Origin of the sequence: Vibrio sp. ArtGut-C1 (assembly GCF_002105475.1) — a bacterium.
GTDB lineage: Bacteria > Pseudomonadota > Gammaproteobacteria > Enterobacterales > Vibrionaceae > Vibrio > Vibrio diabolicus.
The window spans coordinates 216,527-227,391 of sequence record NZ_NCTH01000001.1 but is presented as its reverse complement, the minus strand read 5'-3'; the positions used below and the strand labels follow the sequence as shown (position 1 = coordinate 227,391).

Genomic DNA, 10,865 nt, shown 5'->3' with positions numbered 1-10,865 from the left:
CTGCGTTAAGGGCCAAGGATGTCGACCTTTTTACTCACTGCTATTACGATGCTGGCGTTCGCCGCCAATTCATTATTGTGCCGACTTGCATTGGCCGAAGTGTTGATTGATGCAGGAAGCTTCACTCTCGTCCGATTGATATCTGGCGCGATTACCTTAATCGCTTTGCTTGTCGTGAGAGGTCAATGGAAAACCGATCGGCCAACTTCTCGCTTTCGCTTTTTTGCTGGCGTGGCGTTATTTGGTTACGCTGCCCTTTTCTCTTTCGCGTACTTACAACTAGCGACAGGAACCGGTGCTTTGCTTTTGTTTGGTGCCGTGCAACTGACGTTACTGGCAATCTATTGGTGGCAAGGTGAGCGCTTTCAGTTTCTCGAAATCATCGGTATCGGCCTTTCAATTGTTGGCTTTGTTTGGTTAATGTTGCCATCTGCCACGCGCCCCGATATCAGTTCTGCACTTCTCATGTTGATTTCTGGCGTTTGTTGGGCTGCGTTTACTGCGCTCGGCAAACAAGCGCCCTCTCCAAGTAGTGGCATCACGTGGGGATTTATCGCTGCATCTATGATTGGCATACTGCTATCGCCGTTGATGCTGTCCTCAATCCATCTTTCTCTGGGCGGAATCTTGCTCGCTATCACGTCTGGCGCCATTGCATCTGGCCTTGGTTATACGCTTTGGTATCAAGTAATGCGTAAGCTCTCTTTACTTCAGGCCGCCGTCAGCCAACTTTCCGTGCCGGCCATTGCTTTGCTGCTAGGCACCGTCGTACTCCACGAACCTCTTTCACTACACACACTTTTAACCAGTGGCATCATTCTTGGTGGCATCGCTTTGGTTTTTTTATCTCGATCCAAAAAAACAAGCGAACAATCGGCAAGCCGATAAAAAATAATAACTTTCCCTCTCAAATACCCATTCATCATCTATGCTTTTTAAAGCAGCAAAGCTCATTGCAGATGGTACGAGTGGCCTGCTTTAGTATCAGGCGAAGGATATAAGGTGAGAATTGGCTCACACAACACAACGATTTTGTTTCAAAAGTGAGAATCGTCACAGATCGAGATTTTGCTCGTTTTAGCCGTTTCGTCAATAACGCCAAGGGCTAGCGCGAGATCGAGCCAAATACGCACTTTGTGTTTTGACAAAGGGTTTACAAAGCACACTTTTTCACCCGCTATATTCCGCCCCCCGAATTTATTCAGAACAAGATTCTGATTATTCATATAATAAATTCATCAACTTATAACGATAAGCCTGAGCAAACTTTGACACTATGAACGACAAAATAAAATTTGCTATTAAAGTATCGCTTAGCCTGACTCTGGCTTATCTGATCCCGTTTGCCATGGGTTGGCCGCAAGCATCGACGGCCGCAACCACAGTGATGCTGATTGCATCCACAGGCAGTCGTCGTGAGTCTCTCGCCAAAGGTACCTTACGCGTGTTCGGTACGTTGGTTGGCGCCGTCGTTGGCTTGTTACTAGTGGGATTGTTTGCTCAAGACCGCTTGCTGTACATGCTGAGCGTGTCGGTTGTGGTCTCTTTCATTTTTTACTTCCGTAATGCCTATCAAAAAGATCCAACGTTACTCATGCTGACCGGTGTGATGACGCTGATGATGTCCAATGGCGGTGACGCAGAAGGTGCGTTTCTTTATGGCGTTGACCGCGCTTATATGACGGTGTTTGGGGTGGTGGTTTACACGCTCGTGGGGACTTTCTTATTCCCGACCAAAACAGAACAAAATCTAAGACAGCTCATCGAACAACTCAACCAAGCACAACGCGCGTTGTTCACCGCTATCTTGCAAAATTTCGAGCAAAAATCGGCAGGGCAAGTCTCTCCTCAAGAAAAGGGAGAAGAAAATCCAGAAGCAAGAGAGCCACAACCTAGCGTGGATTCTCTTATCGAACAGATGTTTGCCGCCCAAAATGCGCTCGAACAGCGTTTTGCCACAGTCAGTGTGGAATGCAGCGACGTGTCAGCCTACATGAAAGAGTGGCGCTTGGCGGTTCATTTGAACAAGCAGGTAACGCAACAATTGACCGTCGCGGCGCACAGCCACTTTAGCCACCAGCTAGACCGTGAAAGCATCAGCAACTTTGATCAAGCCGTTGCGGAAATTGACGCGCTATTTGATACCTGCCAACAAGTGTGGGACGAAAAAGAGCCCGCTTTTCGTGCTCAAGAGTTCAAAGTCGAATACAACCAGGCGTTGCTTGAAGACGCGGCTCACCTAGAGAAAGGCTCTGCGCTTATGCTGGGGCACCTCTTGGGGCTCATGCATCAAAACTTGTCGCGTTTAGCGGAGAGCATTAGCTGCATTGACTCTGTGACGAACAATGTCTCCTTTGACGTGCCACTGCCGAAACCGAAAGGCAAGTTTCTATGGTGGGACGCAGAAAACTTTAAAACCGCGGTCAAAACCTTTGTCACTTATTGGGCTGCAGGGCTGATTTGGATTTATTTCAATCCACCAGGCGGCTACTCGTTCGTAGTCTTCTCGACCATGTTTATGTCTTTGCTGTCGTTCGTACCTGTGCACCCGATTTTGTTGCTTGTGCTGTTCACTTTCGGCTTCTTGTTCGCGGTGCCTTCTTACGTCTTCATTCTTCCGCAATTGGATCTCGGGTTAGAACTTGGTCTGTTCATCTTTATCTACACCTTTATCGGCTTTTATCTGTTTAACGGGCCAGTGACGATTTTCTACATGGTGGGCTTGTTTGTTCTCGGTTTAGACAACAACATGTTCTATCACTTTGGAATCCTCATGACGATCATGCTGCTGTTCTACATGGTGGTGTTCATGATCATTTTCGCGCACTACTTCCCGTTTAGCTCACGACCAGAACACCTCTTTTTGACCATAAAAGAGCGCTATTTTAGGCACACTCGGGATCTGTTTGACTCCTATCAGAAGCAATCCAGCTCGATTATCACGCCGCTCAAACGGGCCTTGCACTTGGTGACGCTCAACGTTTCATCGAAAAAGCTCAAAGTGTGGGGTTCGAAAATCAACCACAAACACTTTGACAAAACCACGCCAGAAGCGATCGGCGCGTTTAGCAAAGCGTGTGATGTACTCAGTAGTCACATCAACATCTTAATGGCCGCCGAGAAAAAGTTGCTGACCAATCCGCTGATTACTCAACTTCGCCAACAACACCGCGATTCCATCATTCCTTTGATGGCGGGCGCTTTAGCCAGCCATCAAGCAACACAAGAACTCGATTCCGTATTCGACCAATACAGTCAGGATTACCAATCATTCGAAGATAAACTGGAAGATTTTTTTAGTGAGTTAGATTTATCTGACTACGCTTATTCAGAGATAGCCGGTTTTTATATCTTGCTGAATTTAAAACGGAACGTGTTCGAAGCAATCAAGCATTGCAAGCAAACCTACGAGGATATCGATTGGGTGAACTTACAACAGAAGCGTTTTTAAAGGTGGGGATATGATGCTTCCAAAACTAACTAAACCAAGCCTCGCCATACTTTCTCTGCTCGGGCTCAGTGCGTGTACCGCTGTGGGGCCAGACTATGTTCATCCAAAGCAGGCGCCAATGCCAAGTGACTGGTCGGTGCAAAAAGCAGCCAAAGATACGCAGCAATCAGAGCAACAGCTACAACAATGGTGGCAGCAATTTAATGACTCAACTCTCAATCAACTGGTTGAGTTGGCGAGCAAACAAAACCTCGATTTAGAAGCCGCGGGACTGCGCATTGTCCAAGCTCGTTCATTGCTTGGCATTTCGACTGGCTTGCAATACCCGCAAGTTCAAACCGTGTCAGGAAATCTAGCGCGTGCCTACGTGAATGATCAGGGTGTAAACAACGCCGCTCTGTCGTTTGATGCTGCGTGGGAAATGGATATTTGGGGCAAATACGCTCGTGGTATCGAATCTGCAGAAGCTGGTTATTACGCATCCATCGCGTCGTATCACGACATCATGGTCACCATCACCGCTGAGGTGGCGCGCAATTACATCAACTATCGCACATTCCAAGAACGTATTTTGCTGTCTCGCCGCAACATCGAAATTCAAGAGCGTGTCGTCCGCATTACACAGGTGCAGTTCGACTCTGGCAACGTTACAGAGCTAGACGTACAGCAAGCGAAAAACCAGCTTTACACCACAAAAGCCGCGCAACCAAGCCTCGAAGTGGCGATGAAGCAGTCGCGCACGGCACTTGCTTTGCTGTTGGGTGTACTGCCTGAAGAAGTAGAGAAATTGCTGCAATCGGACGGTTTGACACAGCAAATTGCTGACTACGAAAAACAGTTCAAATCGACAGGCAGGAAATCGGCGTTATCGGGCACCGACGAGCGCTCCATTGTGCCGCGTCCACCGCTGTTGGATACCCAAGTGGATGCGAACTTAGTGATGCGACGTCCGGATTTGCAAGTCTCTGAGATGCAAGCTCGCGCGCAGAGTGCGCAAATTGGCGTGGCGGAAACCGCTCTTTACCCAAGCTTTTCACTGTTCGGTTCCATCGGTATCGACAGTACGGTTCCCGATGGCAGCAGTTTCAGTTTTAGCGATTCGCTCACCATGGTGGTTGGCCCAACGTTCAGTTGGAATATTTTCCAATACGGACGCGTGAAAAATAACATTCGTTTCGAAGATGCTCGCTTCCAAGAAACGCTGACCAACTACAACAAAAAAGTGCTGCAAGCCGTGAACGAAGTGACCAATGCAATCGAAGCGTATGACCTGTATTTACAGCAAAAAGATTTACGTTTGCAATCAGTCAACTCTTCCATTCGTGCATTCAACATCTCCATGACGCAGTACGAAAACGGCCAAATCTCTTTTGAACGTCTGCTCAACTCGGTAGAGAAAATGACCCGTGCGGAAGACAGCTACGCAACGATCAAAGGGAACGTCGCGAACCAAGTTGTCGCGCTCTACAAAGCCCTCGGTGGAGGCTGGCAAACCCAAACAGGCAAACCCTTCCTCAGTGAATCTATTGCCAAGCCAATGACAGAACGTACTGACTGGGATGGTTATTTAGATGAAGAAAACCGCGTATTGCCGCCTTTGCGCCTCGAAACTCCGGCTGAGAACAGTGATGAAAACAAAACGGAGGATCTCTAATGCCTCATGAACTTTCTTTGGGAGACATTTACTTTTCTCCCACGTTACTGGTGCTCTTTCTCGCCGTCACGGCAACGTGGATAACGGTGATGATATTGAACAAGACACGTCTGTCTCGCTTCATTGCTTTTCCGTCTCTGACGTTTATTGCCATCATGGTCGGTTATGTGGTGGCCATCGACAGCTTTTATATTCAATTTTAGGTGCCAAACAAGATGAAAAAACTATTCGTAATCGCACTCAATCTTGTCATTCTTGGTGGCGCAGCTTGGCTCGGCTATCAAAAATTTGAAGAGTATTTTAATAACCCTTGGACACGCGACGGCCAAGTGCGCGCGAACGTCATCAAAGTAGCTCCTCGTGTATCAGGCCCAATTGTAAATGTCGCGGTGCAAGACAACCAAGAAGTGAAAACAGGCGATTTACTGTTTGAAATCGACCCAGCGACTTACGAAGTTGCTTTGTCTCAAGCCGAAGTGGCACTAGAACGCGCCATTGTTAGCTCTCGCGGTAAAAAAATCGAATACGACCGCCTTAAAGATATTCGCGCGAAAGACCGCGGCGCGGTTTCTCACAAGGATCTGATTCGTCGTGAAATCGCTTACGAAGAATCGCTACTGCAAATCAAATCTGCAGAAGAGCAATTAAAATCAGCGCGCCTTAACCTCAGCTTTACCAAAGTTTATGCGACCGTCGATGGTTTTGTGTCTAACCTCGATATTCGAAACGGTACGCAAGCGGTCGCAAACCAGCCACTGCTGGCGCTGATCGACAAGAACAGTTTCTGGGTGTTTGGTTTCTTCCGTGAAAACCAACTCGCACAAATCGAACCGGGTAGCCAAGCACGTGTCACTTTGATGTCTCACCCAGACACGCCAATTGACGCAACGGTTGACTCTATCGGTTGGGGTATTGCGCCGAAAGACGGCACGGTCGGCTACAACCTTCTTCCAAACGTGAACCCTGTTTTTCAGTGGATTCGCTTAGCACAACGTATTCCGGTACGAATCTCAATCCAAGAACTTCCAGAAGATGTTGATCTTCGATTCGGGCTTTCTGCGTCCATCATGGTGATGAAAGATTCATCAGCAGAAAATGAACAGTAACTAAGTGAGAAGAACCATGGTCATTGGTAAAAAACTCAAAAACATTAATGAAGAAAACAACTTCTTCTATCTAACTTTAGCGCTGGTGATTTTGTTGCTAGGGAGTGCGATGGCACAAGTGGTGGGCGAAGGGACGATTGAACACATACTGCAGGCATTCACGGTTCTCACGTTCATTGTCTGTTTTGCCAGCCTTCGCTTCGACAAAATGTGGTCTCGTTTCCTCTATACCCTGTTTGGCGTTTGGGTTCTTGTGATTGTTATCAAGACCGTTTTCAACATCCGAGAGATGAATGTAGTGATGCTTGCCCTCACCTTCGCATTCTTTTTCGGCACTTTTAAATCCATCGCAAGGCAGATTCTTTTCACTGGCCACGTCAATAGCAACAAAGTCATTGGCTCAGTCGCGCTTTTCTTACTGCTTGGTCTGATGTGGGCAATTGCCTATCTCATTCTTCTAGAGTTCTCGCCAACCTCATTCACTGGGATGGAAGCCATTTCTTGGGGGCAGAATTTCTCTAATGCGGCGTATTTTAGTTTCGTCACCTTAACCACGCTTGGTTATGGCGATATCAGCCCTCTAACGCCATTGGCTCAAGTCGTGGTGTATTTAGAGGCCATTACAGGTGTGTTCTATATGGCGATTGTTGTTTCAAGTCTCGTCAGTTCTAACATTGATCATCAGGTAAACAAAAATGGATAAACAATCGGTAAAAATCGACAGTAAGCTTTTCATCAGTAATATGGTGGAATCAGCAATACGCATTGGCTTGATCTTCGTCTTGCTGATGTTTACGTACGACATCATCAAACCCTTCATTCTTCCCGTTATTTGGGGTGCAATTATAGCCGTCGCTTTAATGCCACTTACAAAAAAGCTGGAGCGTGCATATGGCGGTCGCAGAGGGCTGGCAGCCACGACGATTGCTTTACTTGGTATTGCACTCTTAGTCACACCACTTGTTATGGTGTCAGGTTCTATTGTGGATGGTGCAACGCATGCGCTTGAAGTATTGCAAAACGGACAAGTGAAGATCCCAGGTCCAAAACCTTCCGTTGCGGATTGGCCTGTCGTAGGTGATAAGCTCTATGAGGTGTGGACCCTATTCGCGACTAACCTTGAACAAGCGATTCAAACCTTTATGCCGCAGATAAAGTCCGCGCTCACTTCTTTGCTAGGCACACTTGGCGGTGTATTGGGCAGTTTACTGCTTTCAATCTTGTCACTTGCGATTGCAGCAGGTTTTATGACGTACTCTGAATCTGCAGCATCAGGGCTAAGAACCATCGCTATTCGTACCGCTGGTGAAAACGCTAAAAGCTGGACCACGCTTATCGCAGCAACCATTAAAAGCGTACTGCTTGGCGTAGTCGGTGTGGCGGCGATTCAAGCCCTATTGATCGGTGCTGGTTTCTTTGTATTTGGCGTTCCAGCAGCTGGTTTGCTTACTCTGATTCTGATGATCTTGTGTATCGCTCAGCTACCAGCGCTGCTTGCCGTACTACCAGTGATCGGCTTTATGTACATGACTCAAGATACAACGACAGCCACCATGTTTACTGTCTGGGTAGTAGTTGCAGCTCTTTCTGAAAACCTGTTCAAACCAATGTTAATGGGACGTGGTGTCGACGTACCAATGCCTGTGATTCTGCTCGGTGCCATCGGTGGTATGCTTTTCTACGGCATCGTTGGTCTGTTCTTAGGTGCTGTTATCCTGGCGATTTGGTATGAGTTATTTGTTTGGTGGTTGAGCATTGAGAAAGCACAACAGCAAGAAGAAATGGCAGAACAACAAGACGCTTCTGATGACCAATCAGAGCCTGGACACGGTGCTGGCATATAATAAATCAATAAGTTAGAAAGAAATTTAATCTATAACTTATGATATCAAACCGCTCTATTGCAGCGGTTTGATTCTATTTGGATCACAGTTTCCCCGTAATAAATGCGATAAAAATGACGTTCTTGTTAAATTTTCATACTTCTTACACTTGGGAGTTGCAATCGGGCAATGAACGATGCACTCTCGATGACCACTAATTTGCTTAGGATAAAAACAATGAAATTGATCAAGCCTTTAACTTGTGCGCTTGCTCTCGCAATGAGTGGCATGGCATTCGCAGATGTAACCGTGAGTGTTCCTGACAACGTTTCAGTATTAGCGGCTAACGGTGAAAAAGCAGACCTTTCGGGTGGTTTTTTCGCCTCGGAAAGAACACTAACGTTACCTGATGGCGTTAACCAAGTCGTATTTCGCTTCGCCCCTTACTTTAACCAAGGTAATGACCGTTTAAGTGTTGAAAGCGATGTTATCGTTACACGATTTGACGCTGCCAATGCCGAGCTGACGCTACAAATGCCAGAATACCGCAACCTTCGCGATGCGGAAGAAAAGATCAAGGACTTAAATTGGAAACTGGTTGATGATTCAGGCAACACCGTCGCCGTTGAGCAAGACAAATTGATCAAACCGGGTATGCAAATCGGTCGTGATTACGTGCGTGAAGTGGAAAGCTACAACAAAACAGGCGGCGTTGCTGCTATCGCTGTTGCTGGTGCAGCCGTTGCTCAACCAGTCACACTACCAGCAAAGATTCCTGAAGATATGAAACAAGCGAGAGCGACTGCGGTTAAATCAGATTCGACAGCAGAAGAGATGCTGCACTTCTGGTACCAAAAAGCAGACGCAGAAACCAAAGCTCGCTTTAAAGCGTACGTTAATCAACAATAAGTCTGATTGACTCTATCGATATTAAAAAAGCCACTTCATGTGGCTTTTTTGATCGAACAAGCTAGGACGCTTGAGCGACTTTGGTATTGGTGATCATCATGTCTTCAATATGGTTATATCAATTTAACCAAACGCTACCAGTAACGCTCATAGATGATATTGCCTCCTGTTTTAGGACGATACTTTTCCAACCCAAGCCCTTGTAAGACTGGCAAGGTATCTTTGATCATCTGCGGGTTCCCACACATCATGACAAAACTACTTTGAGCAGAGAATGGCACATCAGCAGCGTTGGACAGTCTACCCGATTCGATGAGTTCAGGAATTCGACCTTGTAACTGACCATCCACCACTTCCCTACTGACTATCGGGATGTACTTTAATCTGCCTTCATATCGTTGCTGTAGTTGCTCAATCAGATATTTGTAGACCAAATCTTTTTCGTAGCGAACCGCATGAACAAGCACAATTCGCTCATTATGAGGTGGTAAGTTTATATCATCCAGTAGCGATAAAAACGGTCCAATACCTGTACCTGTAGATAACAGCCACAGATCATGAGCCTGTTTAGGAATAGAGTCGTGGATTAAGTCACCATGTGCGGTCTCACCAACATAAATACTATCACCAGATTTAAGCTTTTGGAGCCTTGGGGAAAGTTGTCCTTGAGGGTCCGCTACTATTAGGAACTCCAACCAATCGAACTGTTCGCTTGGTGCATTAACCACAGAGTAAGCACGGCTGATCGGCTTGCCCTCATCATCTAGCAAAGCAAGCTTGGTGAACTGGCCGGCTTTAAAGGTAAGAGGCGCGCCTGAGACCCTTAAACTGAACAGCTCGCCAGTCCAGTCAATGCGTTTTTCCACCTTGGCTAGATTGAAACCTTTCAGCTCAGTCATGAGACACCTCCTATTTGGTTACTCTTAGTTAAACTTACGCCTTCAACTCAATTATGTAAAGTTTCTAGTTTACATAATAAGGCCGCCATTTCATTTCACATTTTAAAAACAATTTTATTACATATTAAATGATTACATCTAGAATAAATGCTCAAAGTGATAAGTCGCGTCGCAATTTGTGGCAATGCAGATGAAAAAGGAGCACTAAAAATGGACACACTGTTAAAGGACTTTCCCGTTATCACAGAGATCAAAGTCGCATGGGGTGAAATGGATGCTCTGCAACACGTCAATAACGTGGTCTATTTTCGCTACTTCGAGACAGCGCGTTTAGATTACTTCAACAAAATTAATCTGCTGGTCGACCTGCAAACCTCGCAAATTGGACCAGTACTGAGCGAGACGCAATGCCGCTACAAGCTGCCTGTCACTTACCCAGACACGTTATTAGTCGGCTCGCGCGTAATCGACATGCAAGAAGATCGAATCACGATGGAATACCAAGTGCTGAGTAAGAAGTGGGGTAAGATTGCGACCATCGCGACCGCCACTGGTGTGATGTTTGATTTTAAGAACAACGTAAAAGCGGCGATTCCAGACCACGTTCGCCAGTCGATTTTAGACTTGGAAGGAACTGTGGGTAGCACGCATCATTTAGAGTAGCAAGAAACGAGAGATTAAAGGCGAGAATCCCCCGACAGCGCTTCTTCAGCGCTGTCGGGAATAACGTAGGGCTAATCTTCTAGACTACGCGATAAGAGAACTAGCGTCATTCTAGCGAGCCAAGGCGAGACTAAGAATCTACTTACCGCTTGCTGCAGGCCATAGAGCGATGAATCTACTCAATACAATCTGAGAGTAGATTCTGAATCACGCTCGTTCCTCGCTGTTCAGAATGACGGTTCGAGTTTTGCTCTGAACTCTACAACACTATCTAAGAAAACCATCCCAGATGAGCACAAGCGAGTCATCCGGAACCTCGCTTTAGACGTAATAGTAGAGCTAATCTTCCAGCCTACGCGA

10 protein-coding genes are annotated in these 10,865 nt (G+C 46.5%); 9 read left to right on the top strand and 1 reads right to left on the bottom strand.

The features are described 5' to 3' along the window. The first annotated feature begins 18 nt into the window (after positions 1-18). From B7360_RS00940 to B7360_RS00900, 8 genes are all read left to right on the top strand, one after another. Positions 19-888 carry a DMT family transporter gene (locus B7360_RS00940; RefSeq protein WP_085342530.1) on the top strand — a complete coding sequence of 290 codons (870 nt, stop codon included), beginning with the start codon at positions 19-21 and terminating at the stop codon, positions 886-888. A 388-nt stretch (positions 889-1,276) separates the two neighbouring features. Then, positions 1,277-3,451 (top strand): FUSC family protein, encoded by a 2,175-nt coding sequence (locus B7360_RS00930; RefSeq protein ID WP_085342529.1) that lies wholly within the window; start codon positions 1,277-1,279, stop codon positions 3,449-3,451. 10 nt (positions 3,452-3,461) lie between these two features. Further along, a complete protein-coding gene (locus tag B7360_RS00925) occupies positions 3,462-5,105 on the top strand; it encodes a TolC family protein (protein ID WP_085342528.1) in 1,644 nt (547 codons plus the stop codon). After that, positions 5,105-5,308, top strand: coding sequence for a DUF1656 domain-containing protein (locus B7360_RS00920; RefSeq protein WP_085342527.1), 204 nt, complete (start codon positions 5,105-5,107; stop codon positions 5,306-5,308). Before B7360_RS00925 ends, B7360_RS00920 begins: the two co-directional genes overlap by 1 nt. A 12-nt stretch (positions 5,309-5,320) precedes the next feature. Continuing rightward, a complete protein-coding gene (locus B7360_RS00915) occupies positions 5,321-6,211 on the top strand; it encodes an HlyD family secretion protein (protein ID WP_006740779.1) in 891 nt (296 codons plus the stop codon). Positions 6,212-6,227: 16 nt separating this feature from the next. Continuing rightward, the gene (locus tag B7360_RS00910; RefSeq protein WP_005396612.1) at positions 6,228-6,914 is read left to right on the top strand and encodes a potassium channel family protein; all 687 of its coding nucleotides are present in this window, start codon (positions 6,228-6,230) and stop codon (positions 6,912-6,914) included. Continuing rightward, the gene (locus B7360_RS00905) at positions 6,907-8,055 is read left to right on the top strand and encodes an AI-2E family transporter (RefSeq protein ID WP_005396613.1); all 1,149 of its coding nucleotides are present in this window, start codon (positions 6,907-6,909) and stop codon (positions 8,053-8,055) included. Before B7360_RS00910 ends, B7360_RS00905 begins: the two co-directional genes overlap by 8 nt. Positions 8,056-8,271: 216 nt before the next feature. Beyond that, on the top strand, positions 8,272-8,943 hold the full coding sequence (locus B7360_RS00900; protein WP_005396614.1) for a DUF2057 domain-containing protein: 672 nt from the start codon (positions 8,272-8,274) through the stop codon (positions 8,941-8,943). Between the two features lie 134 nt (positions 8,944-9,077). Here the strand turns inward: B7360_RS00900 and B7360_RS00895 are convergent, their stop codons facing one another. Continuing rightward, positions 9,078-9,842: a ferredoxin--NADP reductase gene (locus B7360_RS00895; protein ID WP_047009626.1), complete on the bottom strand. Its 765-nt coding sequence runs from the start codon at positions 9,840-9,842 to the stop codon at positions 9,078-9,080. A gap of 210 nt (positions 9,843-10,052) precedes the next feature. Between B7360_RS00895 and B7360_RS00890 the strand changes: the two genes are divergently transcribed. After that, positions 10,053-10,505 carry a thioesterase family protein gene (locus B7360_RS00890; protein WP_005374933.1) on the top strand — a complete coding sequence of 151 codons (453 nt, stop codon included), beginning with the start codon at positions 10,053-10,055 and terminating at the stop codon, positions 10,503-10,505. Positions 10,506-10,865: the final 360 nt, after the last annotated feature.

Bases quoted from the DNA above. Each gene is read 5' to 3' on its own strand.
- B7360_RS00940 (WP_085342530.1), top strand. From the start codon at position 19: ATGTCGACCTTTTTACTCACTGCTATTACGATGCTGGCGTTCGCCGCC.
- B7360_RS00930 (WP_085342529.1), top strand. From the start codon at position 1,277: ATGAACGACAAAATAAAATTTGCTATTAAAGTATCGCTTAGCCTGACT.
- B7360_RS00925 (WP_085342528.1), top strand. From the start codon at position 3,462: ATGATGCTTCCAAAACTAACTAAACCAAGCCTCGCCATACTTTCTCTG.
- B7360_RS00920 (WP_085342527.1), top strand. From the start codon at position 5,105: ATGCCTCATGAACTTTCTTTGGGAGACATTTACTTTTCTCCCACGTTA.
- B7360_RS00915 (WP_006740779.1), top strand. From the start codon at position 5,321: ATGAAAAAACTATTCGTAATCGCACTCAATCTTGTCATTCTTGGTGGC.
- B7360_RS00910 (WP_005396612.1), top strand. From the start codon at position 6,228: ATGGTCATTGGTAAAAAACTCAAAAACATTAATGAAGAAAACAACTTC.
- B7360_RS00905 (WP_005396613.1), top strand. From the start codon at position 6,907: ATGGATAAACAATCGGTAAAAATCGACAGTAAGCTTTTCATCAGTAAT.
- B7360_RS00900 (WP_005396614.1), top strand. From the start codon at position 8,272: ATGAAATTGATCAAGCCTTTAACTTGTGCGCTTGCTCTCGCAATGAGT.
- B7360_RS00895 (WP_047009626.1), bottom strand. From the start codon at position 9,842: ATGACTGAGCTGAAAGGTTTCAATCTAGCCAAGGTGGAAAAACGCATT.
- B7360_RS00890 (WP_005374933.1), top strand. From the start codon at position 10,053: ATGGACACACTGTTAAAGGACTTTCCCGTTATCACAGAGATCAAAGTC.